This is a genomic window from Anabaena sp. 54, assembly GCF_017355725.1.
GTDB classification, from domain to species: Bacteria; Cyanobacteriota; Cyanobacteriia; order Cyanobacteriales; family Nostocaceae; genus Dolichospermum; species Dolichospermum heterosporum.
Window position 1 is genome coordinate 95,959 of the sequence record NZ_JAAVWA010000003.1, and the last position, 16,215, is coordinate 112,173.

Below are 16,215 nucleotides of genomic sequence, written 5' to 3' on the forward strand. Positions count from 1 at the left end.
ACCTACAATGGATGATGACCACAGGCAATTAGGACATCATCTCTCCAACCTTGTCTCTAAACCTTCAGTCAACAGCATCTATTTATAGAAATGCTGTTATTTTTGCTTATCTCTGAACCTATCCACAAATTACCTTTTTTATTTTATGAGTAGTGTAGCCGTCAAACCTCCTGTTGATGTTGTTCTCCCAGACTGGCTTAACAAATGTTTAATCGCACCTCCAGCGCCAATACTTACAGAGGAGGAAGACCGAACGTATAACGGTAATGCCTTAATTTGTCGGGCTTTTCAGTTTGCATATCAACTACATGGTGGTCAAATTCGGAAATCGGGAGAACCTTATATTGCCCATCCGGTTGCTGTAGCGGAAATACTCCGTGAACTAGGTGGTAGTCCTGCTATGATAGCAGCCGGGTTACTTCATGATGTAGTTGAAGATACAGAAGTTACAAGTGAAGATATAGAAGCACGGTTTGGTCCAGAAGTCAGGTTATTGGTAGAAGGTGTTACCAAGCTGTCGAAAATTAATTTTACTAGCAAAACCGAAAGTCAGGCGGAAAATTTCCGGCGAATGTTTTTGGCTATGGCGCAAGATATTCGTGTCATTGTGGTGAAACTGGCAGACCGTTTGCATAATATGCGGACTCTCCAATATATGTCAGAAGCTAGTCGTCAACGTAGCGCCCAGGAAACGCGAGATATTTTTGCACCTTTGGCGAATCGCTTAGGGATTTGGCAAATTAAGTGGGAATTAGAGGATTTAGCATTTAAATATTTAGAACCAGAGGCTTATCGAGAAACTCAGCAATGTGTCGCGGAAAAACGCACGGCACGGGAAGAAAAGTTACTCAAAGCTACGGATACTTTACGCCGTCGGTTACTCAAGGCGGGGATTAATTGTTTGGAAATTAGCGGTCGTCCTAAACACCTTTATAGCATTTATCAAAAAATGCAGCGGCAGCAAAAGGAATTTCATGAAATTTACGACTTGGCGGCGCTGCGAATTATTGTCCAAAGTAATGAAGAATGCTATCGCGCTTTAGCTGTTGTTCATGATTCTTTTCGTCCTATCCCTGGTAGGTTCAAGGACTACATTGGATTGCCAAAGCCAAACCATTATCAGTCTTTGCATACGGGGGTAATTGGCTTGACTGGTCGCCCGCTGGAGGTGCAAATTCGGACTTTGGAAATGCACCATATCGCGGAGTACGGAATTGCTGCCCATTGGAAGTATAAAGAAACTGGGGGTTCTGAGAATACTTCCGTCACAGGCTCTGATGAAAAGTTTACTTGGTTGCGCCAGTTGCTAGATTGGCAAAGTGATTTAAAAGATGCTCAGGAATACTTAGATAGTGTTAAGGATAATCTATTTGAAGATGATGTTTATGTCTTCACCCCAAAGGGGGATGTTGTTCCTTTAAGTCCTGGTTCTACAAGTATTGATTTTGCTTATCGGATTCATACGGAAGTGGGAAACCACTGTGCGGGAGCGCGGGTTAATGGTCGCATTGTGCCTTTGTCAACGCGCTTGCATAATGGCGATATTGTGGACATTATTACTCAAAAGAATAGTCATCCTAGTTTGGATTGGTTAAATTTTGTTAGCACTTCAGCGGCGAAGTATCGAATTAAACAGTGGTACAAGCGATCGCGCCGGGAAGAAAATATCGCCAGAGGACGGGATTTATTAGAGAAGGAATTGGGGAAAACTGGTTTTGAGAATTTGCTCAAATCAGATGCTATGCACACTGTCGCCGAAAAATGTAATTATCACAGTGTGGAAGATTTACTTGCCGGTTTGGGTTATGGGGAAATTACCTCGAATTTAGCGCTGAACCGTTGGCGAGAAGTTGTGAAAGCTAGACAACCGGTAAGTGATGTTGTCCCATTTATCCCCAAAGAACCAACGCCAAAATCCTCACGGGATACCCCACTAATTACTTCCCGTGCTAGTGATTCCCCGATTATTGGTATGGAGGGTTTGGTTCATCATATTGCTGGCTGTTGTAACCCCATTCCCGGTGAAGCAATTGTGGGTGTAGTCACACGAGGAAGAGGAATTTCTATCCACCGCCAAGGCTGTCATAATGTAGATCCTATTGAGTGTGAGCGGTTAGTACCAGTGCGCTGGAATTTGGCTATGGAAAACCGCAGCCGTCCCCATACTTATCCGGTTAATGTGCAAATTGAGGCTATGGACAGGGTGGGAGTATTGAAAGATGTATTGTCACGCTTGAGTGATCAGGGTATTAATGTTCGTCATGCTCAAGTGAAAACTTGTTTGGGACAACCTGCGTTGATGGATTTGGGAATTGATGTCCGCGATTGTTCTCAGTTGGAACATTTATTTGTGCAACTCAAGAAAATGAGTGATATTCTCAATATTCGCCGTGTTTGTGAGACTGAGGACTGCGGTTAGTGGGGTGTTACAGCTATTTTCATTATCTCACGCAAAGGCGCAAAGGCGCAAAGGAAGAAAATATATGAAAATGGCTGTGATTTAAGGTTGTTACGCGATTTCATTGAGGGTTTGTAGAAGTTGATCTATTTCTGCGGCTGTGTTGTAATGGGCTAGTCCTATTCGTAATAAGCCGCCTGATGTTTCTACGTCTAATTTTTCGGTGAGGTTGGTTGCATAGAAGTTTCCGTACCAAGCGAATATTCCCTGTTCTCCTAATATTTTGGCTATGGTTGCTGGTGTTTTTTCTGTCATGCGAATGGATACTGTTGGTGTGCGCCATGTAAATTGGCTGGGTTCGGTAATTCCATAGAGGGTTAAACCAGGGATTTTTAATAATCCTGAAATCAATTTTTTACTTAATTCTCTTTCGTATTGTTGAATGGCTGACATGGCTGATAATAATGCGGCTCGACGACTATGATAGGCTGATGCTAATTTGTGGTTTGGTTGGGCTATTTCGGTTAGGAATCGAGGACAATGGAAGGTGGTTAAGCCTTCTCTATCGGCTTCTATTAAGGAGGAAAGTAATTCGTTATCTAAGGTTGGGGAAACATGACAACCTAATTTTGCTAAATAATTAATTGCTGCTACTAATCCTGCTAAACCTTCATGATTTAATGTTCCTGTTTCCCATCTGGAAGGGACTTCTTCTGATGCGGGTTTAACTTTATAAGGGGAAAATCTGGTTAAATGTTCTCTTTTTCCGTAAAGAATTCCTAGATGGGGAGCGAAGAATTTGTAGGCGGAACAGGCGAGAAAATCACAGTCTAAATGATGAACATTTATTGGTGCATGGGGGGCGTAATGGACGGCATCAACATATACTAAAGCTCCGAAACTATGGGCAATTTTAACTATTTTAGCAATATCATTAATTGTGCCGACGGCGTTGGAAGCGTAAGTTACTGCTACTAGTTTGGTGCGGGAATTTATCTTTTTTTCTAAATCGGTTAAATCTAATGTACAGTCGGCAATATTAATATTAACTGTCCGAATAATCACACCTTTTTCTTCTAAAGCATACCAGGGAGAAATGTTGGCTGCATGGTCTAAGTCTGTAACAATTATTTCATCACCGGGTTGGAGTTCTCTACCGATAGCGCGACTCACGGAGAAGGTGAGGGTGGTCATATTTGCGCCAAATACTACTTCATCATGATCGCATCCCAGAAAGTCAGCGATCGCCGACCTGGCAGAAATAATCAAGGCATCGGTTCGCATACTGGTAGTAAAAGCACCGTGAGCATTAGCATTTGACCTGACTAAATAATCACTAATTGCGTCTAGTACACCACCGGGTACTTGTGTGCCACCGGGTCCATCAAAGAAAATTGCTGGTTTTCCGTTGATTGTTTGTGTGAGTGCGGGAAACTGGGAACGAATCCATTTTATATCTAGAGATTCCATGATTTTTCCTCTTTTTGATGATTTTTGTTTCGCGCAAAGGGAGAAATATATTAATTTATATTGTAGTCTAAGATTCAATGTTGTTGTAGAGGAAAAGCAACATGATTTAAAAGGTTAATAGGGCTAATATTTTTTAATAGTTGCATTTGTTGTTGATTTTTGACTAACAATGCCCCTGCAAACCCCAATGAGTTCACAGAAATTGATTCAAATTCTTCAAATTTCCGGGGAACAATTAACATCCATTCTCGTGTCATTAAAAGGTTATATGCTCCTGATTGGATATTATTTTCTAGGGGTTTAATTCCTAATGTTTGTAGTAATGTATGATATTTTTTGAAGGTTATTTCGGCACTTTCTCCCAAGTTAATTTCAGTGGAAGCGTGTACAAAGGGAAATTCTGGGATAGTTCCCAGGGAATTATCTAATTTTGCGGCTTTTACAAGTGGTGAAATGGGAATATCTGTTTCTGCAAAAGGGACAATTTGTAAATGTTTATGTGGTTGACTCGCACCAGCAAGTTTACCACCGTTATAAAATACTAACCCATCAAATTCTGCTAAACAAGCCCACATAGCTGTAAAATCTTCTAGGGTAAGTAGGCTTTCCTGTGGTTCAAAAGCGCGGGTAATTATCAAAAAGTGATAATCAACAACATTGAATTTATTTAAAATACAAACGTGAGTAGGGGAGATATCCGCCACAAATAAAGCTTCTTCATAAGGTAAAAAAGGATTAAATTCTTTACCAGTTTTAGCAGTTTTTTGATTTTGTTTTTCTTGATCAGCTTTTTTGCGATTGATATTTTCTAAAATTCTGACAACAAACTTGATTCCATCTTGTTCAAAAATTTCCACCTCTGTGGGAATAGATTTTAAAGCTCCAGATTTTAAAGCCAGTTCGGTGGTTTTTTTGAGACTTGTCCATAATGTACCGGGTTTAAGTCGGATTTCTTGCTGGTGCATATTTTATAGGAGATAACTAACAATTTTATATCATAAATTGGTTACATAAAATCAATAATTTTGGCTCTAACGTTCCCTTTATGTAAACATTTATTGTAGGTTGGGTTGACGCAAGGAAACCCAACAACTCTTACTATCTTAACGCCAATGTTGGGTTGAGGTACGTTCATGAAGTGTGGCGATAGCTTGAGTGGCGACGTAGGAGCCATAGCCATAACCCAACAAATGCATCGGGTTGCGCTGTCGCTTAACCCGACCTACAAAAAATGGACAAGATATTGTATAGTATAATTAAAATCAGCAAATTATCACCATTCAAGAGGTGAATCATGGTTCAAACCTTAACCAAATCAGTCAGCTTTGAGGAGTTTATCCAATCCTATCCAGAAACAGGATCACGTTATGAATTACACAATGGAGAAATTGTAGAAATGAACCCACCAGTAGGAGATCATGAATTCGTAATTGGTTTTTTAGCCCGTAAGATATCAGGAGAATTAGATAGACTTAATCTTTCTTACCTCATACCTAAAACAACATTAATCAAAACACCAAAATCTGAATCTGCCTATTCACCTGATATTTTATTACTCAATCCTGCTAACTTACCTAATGAACCTTTGTGGAAAAAAGAATCAACCATTACTCAAGCTGCTTCAGTTCCTTTAGTGATAGAAATTGTTAGCAGTAATTGGCAAACAGATTATACTCATAAAACCAACGATTATGAATCAATGGGTATTCCTGAATATTGGATAGTTGATTATGGTGCTTTCGGTGGTAAAAGATTTATTGGTAATCCTAAACAACCAACTATTTCTATTTATTCTTTAGTTGATGATGAATACATAGTTAATCAATTTAGAGGTGATGATTTAATTATATCGCCATTATTTCCAGAACTCAAATTAACACTTTCACAAATTTTACAAAATATATAAATACTGTAAGCGTCAGATCCCCGACTTCTTTGAGAAGTCGGGGATCTGATCTGAATCTAAGAACAATATAAGGTATCTCTTGTCTCCCTTCCTGTCACGGGATTAGTACCTTTTGCCAGCATACATAGTTTCTTTTGTTCATCTTGACGCAGTAGTACATCGGTAAAATCTGCACCCTCTATTATAGCACCATCAAATTTGGCACCAGCTGCAAATGCTCCTTCTAAAATGGCGTTGGTTAAATCGGCTCTAATTAACCGCGCTGAATCAAGTGTAGCATTAGTTAGGTCTGCTCCCTGTAAATTTGCTGATTCTAGATTGGCGGCGAAAAAACTAACACCTCTTAAATTAGAGTGACTAAAATTACTGTAGCGAAGATTTGCTTTAGTAAAACTAGAATCTGTTAAATCACGTCCAGAAAAATCAGCACTGATAAGAATTTCTTTGTTATATTCCAGTGCTACAGCAGAAGGGACAAAAGCTGCTAAGACTGTGGTGGAAATCATCACCCAAAGTAATAAACTGAGTATACTTATCCAATTGGGATGCTTAGTATTCATGGTATTGTTAATTAATGGCTAATCCTTCTCCATTTAATTATGCAGATATTGGTAACATAGGTGAAGACCTAGTAGCCAAATGGTTACAATCTACAGGTTGGGAAGTTTTGCAGCGGCGCTTTTGTTGTCGTTGGGGAGAAATTGATATTATTGCCCAATATCAAGACACAATGCTGGCGTTTGTTGAAGTGAAAACCCGGAGTTCTGGTAATTGGGATGAAGGGGGAAAAAATGCCATTACTCCCCAAAAACAAGCAAAAATCTGGCGGACTGCGGAAATATTTTTAGCTGAATATCCACAAAAAGCTGATTATGCTTGTCGCTTCGATGTGGCACTTGTTCATTATCAATTACAAAGTAAAAAGATTATTAGCGAAGAATTTTTAGAGCGTTTATCTATATCTGGATATGAATTTAAGCTGCTACAATATATTGAGGCAGCTTTTGAACAGTAATAATCATGATTGCAAAATTATTTTTACGTTGTGACACTTAATTTAGCATTGTTTAAGCGAGTGTTTCTGGACAATACCCTAAACCTCGAACAAACTGTTGTCTAAATGCTTCAATTTCTTCTCTTTCCGGGCTACCATGAGAAACAACTGCTACTTGGTAACGACGCATTACGTCTATGGGTGTTTGTCCAGATTCCAAACTCCAAAATGCCATTTGGACTCTCATTGGTGGCTGATAGCTAATTCCCAATTCACTCAAGAAAGCTCGAAAATCACCATCTTGTTGATCTGAGACTGTTTCTTTGAGTTTAATTCTGACTACCCAACCATTAATTTGATGAATCACGCTCACAAAGGAAACGGGAAGTTGTGGTCTACCATGTAAGTATTGAACGATTCTCAGGGTGAGTGTGGCATTGCCTAGATAGTACAAGTATTCCATCATAGTGTTATGGGATTCAATTTAGTTCTACCTATCTATCTTCGTTAATGGGGTGGAGTTCCCGGTAGGGTAAAAGCACCCGTTATTCTATGGGGAGATTTACCCAATAATTCAGGAGTCAGGAGGTAGGGGCGCAGGGCCTGCGCCCAGTCAGGAGTCAGAATGAAGAAGATGGAAAGAAAAGGCAGTAAAAGTGATGTATAGCGGTTACAGTAAGTTTTGTAGCTCATTTAAGTGCATACTATTATAACAATTTAACAATTACTTGATTAATATGAAGCGACAAATAATACAAGATAAAGCGAAAACACAAAATGTTAATTTAGATTGTTCGTTGTCTAGTTATGACTACGAACTTCCACCAGGACTAATCGCCCAAAACCCTGCTGTTCCTAGAGATAGTTCTAAGTTATTGGTGGTAAATTCTCCCGAAACTGCTAAAACTATACCACCTCTACATCACATTTTCCGTGATTTGTCGGAATTGCTGAAACCGGGTGATTTATTGATTATGAATAATACAAAGGTAATTCCCGCTCGGCTATATGGCTGTAAGGATACAGGTGCGGGGGTGGAGGTGTTGCTATTGGAGGAACGAGGGCATAATTGCTGGTTGGCTTTGGTGAAGCCTGGAAAGCGCTTTAAGGTGGGTAGTGAGATTATTTTTACAGCGGGAGGAGATGGGAATAAACAGGAATTGAGGGCGACAGTTGTTGAGTCAGATCCAGAAACTGGGGGGCGATTATTACAGTTTGATTTGCCCCCAGCAGTTCCTTTAGTGCAGGTGTTAGGGAAGTTTGGACAGATTCCCCTACCTCCTTATATTACGGCTTCTACTGCGGCTGATGAACAGTATCAGACGGTGTATGCAGCTCAACAGGGAGCGATCGCCGCCCCAACAGCAGGATTACATTTTACACCGGAATTACTAGAAAAGCTGCGTAATTGTGGGATTAATCAAGCCTTTATTACCCTTCATGTTGGTATCGGTACTTTCCGCCCAGTGGAAGTAGAAGATGTCACTACCCACGCCATGCACGAAGAATGGATTGAAGTTCCTGCTGATACCGTTGAGCAAATTCGGGCTACTCAGGCTGCTGGGGGACGAATTATTGCGGTAGGGACAACAGCGGTAAGAGCTTTGGAAGGTGCGGCGCAATCTGGGGATTTACAGCCCTTTGTCGGGAAGACAAATTTGTTTATTTATCCGGGCTATAAATGGCAGGTTGTGGAGGGGTTAATCACCAATTTTCATTTACCCCGTTCTAGTTTATTGATGCTGGTTAGTGCTTTAATTGGTAGAAAAAGATTATTGGATCTTTACCAGCAAGCAATTAGTTCTGAATACCGCTTCTACTCTTTCGGTGATGCTATGTTGATCTTACCAGAAGGGAAAAGTATTCAATTATGAATTTTTGATGAAGTGATGGATAATCTAATTTAGATAAGTAGGTAGGCGTTAAAAAATATAAGATAGACCTAACCTCCCAGCCCCCTTCCCTACCAGGGAATGGGGAGTCAAAGCCTCTCCCCTGCAAGGGAAGAGGTTTGGAGAGAGGTCTTATATTTAATTATGCCCAGTTACTTAGATTAGATTCAGTATAACTAAAGGGTAGTGAGTCATGTATCAAAAATGCCATAAATATCCGTCTTTTAACATAGCTAGGGCTACATACAAGCAAGTGTTAATGAGTATCCTTTCTACTTCTTCTGCATTTTTAATCTTGACTTTACCTGCAATTATTAATTCTCCCAACAGTCAGGTATCAGCAGCAGAAGTTGTTTCCCAAGATTTAGAAGCAGCTATATCTTTTCAACAGGGAGTGACATTTTATAATCGTCAAGACTATCAAGGTTCGGAAATGGCTTTTCGTAAAGCCTTAGAGCGAGATCCTAATATTGGTGCAGCCCGAAATTATTTAGGTAATATTCTTTTACAACAAAATCGCTTAGATCTAGCTATCCAAGAATTTGGAGAAGCCATTAGATTAAATCCCAATTTGGGATCAGCTTATTATAATTTGGGTGTAGCTTTACAAAAACAGGGACAAAAAGAAGCCGCTATTACAGCTTATCGTCAAGCCTTAGTGGTAACTCCCACATTGGCTGATGCTCATTATAATTTGGGGGTTTTATTCTATGAACAAGATCAGCGTCAAGATGCTATTTCTGCTTATGAACAAGCAATTAATTTAGATAGAAATCATGAAAATGCTTATTTCAACTTAGCAATTGTTCAACAACAAGAAGGTCAAGTAGAATCGGCGATTTCCGCCTATCGGGAAGTTTTAAAAATAGATCCTGAAAATTCTGTAGCTTACAATAATTTAGGTAGTCTTTTAGTAAATCAAGGTAAAATTGCCGAAGCAATTAATATTTATAAAGCAGCAATTCTGCAAAATCCTAAAAACACCTCTGCTCACTATAACTTAGGAGTAGCTTTATATAATCAAGGTGTCTTTAAGGAATCCGCTCAAGCATTAAGACGCGCTCGTCAACAGTACGTAACAGCAGGAAATACTGAGCAAGTTGCCAAAACTGAACAAATCATCCAACAAATTGCCCAAATTTTAGCACCCAAAAAATCGCCTGTAAATCAACCCGGTAGCGCAACGGCAGTTACTACTCCACCAGTTGAACAAGCACCTGCAAATCTTCCCCCTGTTGAAGACTTACCTGCAAATACTTCGACAACTGAGAAAACTACTTTACCGAATTTGACACCAGATAAACAAATCACAAATCCAAAATAATTTGTCATTTATCATTTATCATTTGTCATTTGTCATTTGTCATTTGTCATTGAAAAATTATTATTCCCTGTTCCCTGTTCCCTATTCCCTATTCCCTGTTCCCTATTCCCTATTCCCTATTCCCTATTCCCTATATTGGTAAACGATTAATATCTTTATTACAACCAATTACTACCATTGCAGAACCTTTTTCTAAACGTTTAGTTGGTTCGGGATTAATGATAAATTTACCATCATGACTTACAGCCAACATATTTAAACCGTAGCGGTTACGCAGTTGCAGTTCAGCAATAGTTTTCCCATGAAATTCATCAGGGACAATTAACTCCACAATACTGTTATCTGGGTCAAGATCAAATCTTTCTAAAATTCCCGGTTTAGTGAGTGTTCGTGCTAAAGCACAACCAGCTTCATATTCAGGAAATACTACATGATCTGCGCCCACTCGTTGTAATAATTTGCGGTGAACTTCACTAGAGGCTTTTGCAACTACGTGAGGTACACCACCTTCTTTCACATTTAAGGTAGTAATAATACTTTCCTGAACGTAGTTACCAATGGCGACAATAACGGTATCAAATTCAAAAATTCCGGCTTCTTTCAGGGCTGCTGATTCAGTTGAATCGAGTTGCAAAGCATGACCAACTATTTCTTCATTCAATGCTTCGGAAACCCGTTTTTCATCAACATCTGTAGCTAATACTTGATAACCTAAATTATGCAATGTTGAACAAACAGAACGACCAAAACGACCTAATCCAATTACAGCAAATTGGTGGTTATCTTTACGTAAACTGCGAAGAAATTTTAAGGATGAAAGGTTCATGATTTGTCAGTTGTCAGTTGTTAGTTGTTCGCTAAATCCTACAGCACTTCCCGATGTTATGAGGTACAAGAACCCCACCCCTAACCCCCTCCAGTATCAAAAGCTTATCCTTTTCTTCCCCCCGCTGCGGGGGGATTTAGGGGGGTGCGATGAGGGGGCTAAGATGCACCTCATAAGAGCGGAAACCGCTGTAATTATCCAACAAGGAGATTTTCTTCGGGATAGTGAATTCTGCTAGGACGAGGATCACCTAGTATAGATGACATCAATAATAAAATACCAACGCGACCAATATACATGGTGAGAATTAAAATTAATTTTGCTGCGGTAGAAAGAGTAGCTGTAATCCCTGTGGAAAGTCCTACTGTACCAAAGGCTGATACTACTTCAAAAAGAATTTGAATAAAAGCCAATTTGGGGTCGGTAATACTAATTAAAATGGTGGCAAAAATCACTGTTGCTAATGAACCGAACACCACCCCCACAGCTTTTAAAATTAAAGAAATGGCAATTTTACGATTATATAATAATACCTCTTCTTTGCCTTGGAGAATTGCCTTTGTACAACTGGTCAGAACTCGTAAAGTAGTGGTTTTGATTCCTCCTCCTGTACCTCCTGGACTTGCACCAATAAACATCAGTGCAATCATAATGAATAATCCCGCATTAGTCATTTTCCCAATGTCAATGCTGTTAAAACCAGCGGTTCTGGTACTGACTGACTGAAACCAAGCAGCTAATATTTTATCAGATAAACTTAATTGCCCAAAGACGCTATCGTTTCTGATTTCTATAAAGAAAATTGCAATTGTTCCTAGCACTAATAATATTAAAGTTGTGCTAGTAGCAACCTTAAAATCTAGAGAGAATATTAAACAACTTGTCTTTCTAACGAGGCGATTACCTTGATAGGTAAAGCTGTCTCGCAACCACAAATACATATCCAAAATTACTTGATAACCAATACCTCCAAAGATAATTAAACAGCCAATTGTGATAATCACTAAAGGAGAAGATTGATAGCCAATTAAATTATCTTTAAATAAACTAAATCCAGCATTGTTCCAAGCACTGACACTGTGAAAAATAGCTAACCAAGTTCCTTCTTGCCAACCTTTTTCGGGAACAAAAGCTATCATTAATAAAAATACTCCCGTGAGTTCAAACAACAAGGTAGTCGCAATAATAGAACGGATAATTTGAGAGCTACCACTCATGCCTGGACGGTCTAAAGCTTGCTGAATTGCTACTTTTTGTCTCAAGTCAAATTTTCTGCCAATTAATAACATTAAAAATGTGGTAGTTGTCATATAACCTAAACCACCAATTTGGGCTAATAGAGCAATAAATAACTGACCTAGAAAGGAAAATTCAGTCCCAGTATCTACCACTGCTAATCCTGTGACACAAACCGCTGAAGTTGAAGTAAATAGGGCAACAATTGGGTCATTCCAATTACCGTTACCAGTTGAAAAAGGCATTGTTAAGAGAATTGCTCCCAAAAGAATGACAGCAATAAATCCCAAACAAATTGTCCGCGCAACAGTCATAAGTGATTAAAAATGAAGAAATTTCATGCAGTTAGGTTATTTTTATATATTCCCAAGGTAGAATTAATGAGTTATTCCCTGGCGTAAAAATATCCCTATAGCGGTTATTGGTTGAGTGAAATACAAGAACCCCACCCCCAACCCCCTCCCCGCAAGCGAGGAGGGGGCTTATGACTGTATTTCATTCAAGTGCATACCGTTATATCTAATTAAAAACATAGATGGTAGCCTAAGAATAAGTTTTTTTTGCAGTTTCTTCTCATCTTTATTATTATTAAATTCATGAGTCAAATACTTTACAAACAAATTCAGGAATTTTACGATGCTTCTTCCAGTCTGTGGGAACAGATTTGGGGAGAACATATGCACCACGGTTATTATGGTGTAGATGGTAAACAGGTAAAAGAACGCCGTCAGGCACAAATTGATTTAATTGAAGAGTTGCTAAAATGGGCAGATGTTAAGGGTGCTGAAAATATTCTTGATGTCGGCTGTGGAATTGGTGGTAGTTCTTTATACTTAGCGGATAAGTTTGGGGCCAATGCCACGGGAATTACATTGAGTCCTGTACAAGCTGCTAGAGCCACCGAAAGGTCTTTGGCAATGAGTTTGAGTCAAAAGACTAGGTTCATGGTTGCCAATGCCCAAGAAATGCCCTTTGATGATAATTCTTTTGATTTGGTGTGGTCACTGGAAAGCGGTGAACATATGCCAGATAAAACTAAGTTTTTACAAGAGTGTTATCGCGTGTTAAAGCCCGGTGGAACTTTGATTATGGTGACATGGTGTCATCGGAATACGGATAAGTCACCACTAACAACGGATGAGCAAAAGCACTTAGAGGATATTTATCGAGTCTATTGTTTACCTTATGTGATTTCTTTAGCGGAGTATGAAGCGATCGCTTGGCAATTACCATTAAATAATATTCGCACGGCTGATTGGTCAACCGCAGTTGCTCCTTTTTGGAATGTTGTCATTGATTCGGCATTTACACCCCAAGCATTTATCGGTTTATTAATGGCTGGTTGGACTACAATTCAGGGGGCATTATCTTTAGGTTTAATGCGTCGAGGTTATGAAACTGGATTGGTTCGGTTTGGATTATTACGGGGAACAAAGTAAGTCCAATTCTGTTTAAAGATGTACTCAATTTAAGGATAAACGAACCACAGAGGCACAGAGGACACAGAGAAGAAAAAGATAAGGTTAGGAAATTCGGCGCAGTTTCATAAAGAAATGGTATAAGTTCAATTCCTTTAGGTGCTTACGAACAAAAAAGAGCAAAAAATGAATCAATTTTATAAACAAAGTTCTGCTATTTTTCCAGGAAGTTGGTTTTATTCTTTTTGGAAGTTTTCCCGTCCCCATACAATTATGGGAACAACTTTGAGTGTTTTGGGTTTATATTTAATTACCCTGGGTGTCACTTCAACAAATTTTTCTAGTTTGCATATTAGTCAGATTTTAGCAACATGGGTTGCTTGCATAAGTGGCAATATTTATATTGTTGGTTTGAATCAATTGGAAGATATTGACATTGATAAAATCAATAAGCCTGATTTACCTTTAGCGTCGGGAGAATTTACCAGGGGACAAGGACAATTAATTGTTATTATTACTGGTATTGTGGCTTTGGCTTTAGCATGGCTAACGGGACCATTTTTAATGGGTATGGTAACGATAAGTTTAGCAATTGGTACGGCTTATTCTTTACCACCAATTCGGTTAAAACAGTTTCCATTTTGGGCTGCTTTGTGTATTTTTTCGGTGCGGGGAACAATTGTTAATTTAGGTTTGTTTCTGCATTTTAGTTGGGTATTGCAAAGAAGCCAAGGGATTCCGGGTGCAGTTTGGGCTTTAACTGTGTTTATCTTGGTATTTACATTTGCGATCGCTATCTTCAAAGATATTCCTGATATGGAAGGAGATAGATTTTACAATATCACAACTTTCACCCTCCAACTCGGACAACAAAAAGTATTTAATCTTGCACTTTGGGTATTAACAATCTGTTATCTCGGCATGATTTTAGTAGCGTTATTCCATCTTGCGGAAGTCAACACTATCTTCATCTTAATCACCCATACCGTAGCTTTAATTGTCATGTGGTGGCAAGGTGCAGGAGTTGATTTACAAGATAAACAAGCCATTACTAATTTCTATCAATTTATCTGGAAATTGTTTTTCATTGAATACCTAATTTTTCCCGTCTCCTGTTTATTAGCTTAAACTCATGTTAGAAACATTTCCTACTTCTGATCTGATAGCCATTTCTGTAGTTATTTTTGGTCTTGCCATTCTTGGTTATTTGAGTATCAAAACATTGATTACCTCTAACTTATTTCAGAAAGGCATCAATTTTTATCAAGCCAAAGATTTTGAAAATGCCGAAATAGTTTTGAGAAAGGTTATTGCCATCAACTCTACAAATGATATGGTACGTTTGTTATTAGGGGATATTTTAAATCAGAAAGGACAAATTGCCGAAGCAAAAGCATTATTCTGTGAAGTAATTGATAGCAGTCCTAAAAATCCCGATGCTTATTTACGTTTAGCAAATATTCTCATGCAGGAACAACAGGAAGTAGAAGCTAAAGCTAATTTACTTCAAGCGAAAGAATTATTGCAGAAACAGCGTCAACCAGAAAGGGCGAAAAAGGTCAGCCTTTTGTTAGATAAAATGTCTAACCTGTGATTTTTTAACAACAAGATCCCCGACTTCTTAAAGAAGTCGGGGATCTGACTTATCTCCCCGTGTTTGCCCTGATACTTGTATTTGAAGAAATAGGCAGTAGGAAGAAATCCGGGTGTTCTGGTAAGATGAGTGAACCGTTTAATTGATTTTTCAGGAGTTAAAGAATGTCCATACCAGCAGATCCAGTTAAATTGATGAAGCAAGAAGTTGGCAAAGCCGCCGCCAATTTGGTAAAATCAGGTTCCATAGTTGGTTTGGGGACAGGTTCAACCACAGCTTACACAATTCAATATTTAGGAGAACGCCTCAAATCAGGTGAACTCAAAGATATTGTCGGTATCCCCACCTCATTTCAATCAGAAGTATTAGCAAAAGAGTATGGCGTTCCTCTCACCACTTTAGACGCTGTAGACCATATTGATATCGCTATAGACGGGGCAGATGAAGTAGATCCTCATAAAAACTTGATTAAGGGCGGTGGTGCTGCACATACCCGCGAAAAAGTTGTAGATTACCTAGCAAAGCAATTTATTGTTGTCGTTGATGGTGGTAAATTAGTAGCCCGCTTAGGTTCTAGTTTCGCTGTACCAGTTGAAGTTATCCCTATGGCTATTACCCCCGTTACAAATGCCATTAAAGCACTTGGTGGTAAGCCAGAACTACGCATGGGTGTGAGAAAAGCAGGACCTGTAATCACTGACCAAGGTAACATGGTTTTAGATGTCACCTTCGATAGCATTGATGACCCTGTAAACTTGGAAAAAACACTGAATAATATCCCCGGTGTTCTGGAAAATGGCATTTTCGTCAATTGTGCAGATATCGTTCTTGTAGGTGAAGTTATTGATGGTAAACCTGTAGTTAGACAACTTTAGCTTAAACAGTAGAAGCCTCTCACCTCCCTATCGGGTAGGTGATGAGAAATAAATTATCCTGATTAACGAACCACGGAGGCGCAGAGGACACAGAGGAATAAGGGTTTGAGAGATTTTTGCGTTAGGTGGTTTATCGGTTGTCAAGAGATTGCTTCCTTTCACTCGCAATGACAACTCATGCAGCACAGGTTTATTAGAGACTTCCAATCAAAAAAATATCCCAAAATTTCTTGTGGTGCGGGACGAATTGCCCGCTAATCATCAAGGACGGGCAAGGATGCC

The 16,215-nt window shown here is 39.1% G+C and carries 15 protein-coding genes; 9 read left to right on the forward strand and 6 right to left on the reverse strand.

All coding sequences use genetic code 11. From position 1 onward, the window contains the following. The first annotated feature begins 145 nt into the window (after positions 1-145). A complete protein-coding gene (locus HEQ36_RS05015; RefSeq protein WP_168634822.1) occupies positions 146-2,419 on the forward strand; it encodes a bifunctional (p)ppGpp synthetase/guanosine-3',5'-bis(diphosphate) 3'-pyrophosphohydrolase in 2,274 nt (757 codons plus the stop codon). Between the two features lie 90 nt (positions 2,420-2,509). Here the strand turns inward: HEQ36_RS05015 and HEQ36_RS05020 are convergent, their stop codons facing one another. Together HEQ36_RS05020 and HEQ36_RS05025 are read right to left on the reverse strand one after the other, a co-directional pair. Further along, positions 2,510-3,868 carry a cysteine desulfurase-like protein gene (locus HEQ36_RS05020; protein ID WP_053538615.1) on the reverse strand — a complete coding sequence of 453 codons (1,359 nt, stop codon included), beginning with the start codon at positions 3,866-3,868 and terminating at the stop codon, positions 2,510-2,512. A gap of 74 nt (positions 3,869-3,942) precedes the next feature. Beyond that, a complete protein-coding gene (locus HEQ36_RS05025; RefSeq protein ID WP_168634823.1) occupies positions 3,943-4,833 on the reverse strand; it encodes a DUF4922 domain-containing protein in 891 nt (296 codons plus the stop codon). A gap of 329 nt (positions 4,834-5,162) precedes the next feature. Between HEQ36_RS05025 and HEQ36_RS05030 the strand changes: the two genes are divergently transcribed. Next, entirely contained in the window at positions 5,163-5,774 is a 612-nt protein-coding gene (locus HEQ36_RS05030; RefSeq protein WP_168634824.1) for a Uma2 family endonuclease, read from the forward strand. Positions 5,775-5,830: 56 nt separating this feature from the next. Here HEQ36_RS05030 and HEQ36_RS05035 read toward each other — a convergent pair whose 3' ends face one another. Beyond that, positions 5,831-6,334 (reverse strand): pentapeptide repeat-containing protein, encoded by a 504-nt coding sequence (locus tag HEQ36_RS05035; RefSeq protein WP_168634825.1) that lies wholly within the window; start codon positions 6,332-6,334, stop codon positions 5,831-5,833. 14 nt (positions 6,335-6,348) lie between these two features. Here HEQ36_RS05035 and HEQ36_RS05040 point away from each other — a divergent pair, with 14 nt between their 5' ends. Next, a complete protein-coding gene (locus HEQ36_RS05040; RefSeq protein ID WP_168634826.1) occupies positions 6,349-6,789 on the forward strand; it encodes a YraN family protein in 441 nt (146 codons plus the stop codon). Between the two features lie 52 nt (positions 6,790-6,841). On the opposite strand, the gene HEQ36_RS05045 is transcribed toward HEQ36_RS05040, so the two are convergent. Further along, entirely contained in the window at positions 6,842-7,231 is a 390-nt protein-coding gene (locus HEQ36_RS05045; protein WP_027402361.1) for a hypothetical protein, read from the reverse strand. A gap of 274 nt (positions 7,232-7,505) precedes the next feature. On the opposite strand from HEQ36_RS05045, the gene queA reads away from it, so the two are divergent. Both queA and HEQ36_RS05055 read left to right on the forward strand, forming a co-directional pair. Further along, positions 7,506-8,642, forward strand: coding sequence for a tRNA preQ1(34) S-adenosylmethionine ribosyltransferase-isomerase QueA (queA, locus tag HEQ36_RS05050; RefSeq protein WP_053538612.1), 1,137 nt, complete (start codon positions 7,506-7,508; stop codon positions 8,640-8,642). Positions 8,643-8,919: 277 nt separating this feature from the next. Then, positions 8,920-9,984 carry a tetratricopeptide repeat protein gene (locus HEQ36_RS05055; RefSeq protein WP_053538611.1) on the forward strand — a complete coding sequence of 355 codons (1,065 nt, stop codon included), beginning with the start codon at positions 8,920-8,922 and terminating at the stop codon, positions 9,982-9,984. Positions 9,985-10,114: 130 nt separating this feature from the next. On the opposite strand, the gene HEQ36_RS05060 is transcribed toward HEQ36_RS05055, so the two are convergent. Next, positions 10,115-10,810: a TrkA family potassium uptake protein gene (locus tag HEQ36_RS05060; RefSeq protein WP_027402359.1), complete on the reverse strand. Its 696-nt coding sequence runs from the start codon at positions 10,808-10,810 to the stop codon at positions 10,115-10,117. Between the two features lie 194 nt (positions 10,811-11,004). Next, complete coding sequence (locus HEQ36_RS05065; protein WP_027402351.1) at positions 11,005-12,360, reverse strand: TrkH family potassium uptake protein; 1,356 nt, start codon at positions 12,358-12,360, stop codon at positions 11,005-11,007. 282 nt (positions 12,361-12,642) lie between these two features. Here HEQ36_RS05065 and HEQ36_RS05070 point away from each other — a divergent pair, with 282 nt between their 5' ends. The 4 genes from HEQ36_RS05070 to rpiA all read left to right on the forward strand — a co-directional run bounded on the left by HEQ36_RS05070 (position 12,643) and on the right by rpiA (position 15,933). After that, positions 12,643-13,485, forward strand: a complete 843-nt coding sequence (locus HEQ36_RS05070; protein ID WP_041458679.1) for a methyltransferase domain-containing protein — start codon at positions 12,643-12,645, stop codon at positions 13,483-13,485. Positions 13,486-13,650: 165 nt separating this feature from the next. Continuing rightward, positions 13,651-14,592: a homogentisate phytyltransferase gene (locus HEQ36_RS05075; RefSeq protein ID WP_168634827.1), complete on the forward strand. Its 942-nt coding sequence runs from the start codon at positions 13,651-13,653 to the stop codon at positions 14,590-14,592. A gap of 4 nt (positions 14,593-14,596) precedes the next feature. Continuing rightward, complete coding sequence (locus HEQ36_RS05080; protein ID WP_053538607.1) at positions 14,597-15,058, forward strand: tetratricopeptide repeat protein; 462 nt, start codon at positions 14,597-14,599, stop codon at positions 15,056-15,058. Between the two features lie 164 nt (positions 15,059-15,222). Continuing rightward, positions 15,223-15,933, forward strand: coding sequence for a ribose-5-phosphate isomerase RpiA (gene rpiA / locus HEQ36_RS05085; RefSeq protein WP_027402347.1), 711 nt, complete (start codon positions 15,223-15,225; stop codon positions 15,931-15,933). The last annotated feature ends 282 nt before the right edge of the window (positions 15,934-16,215 follow it).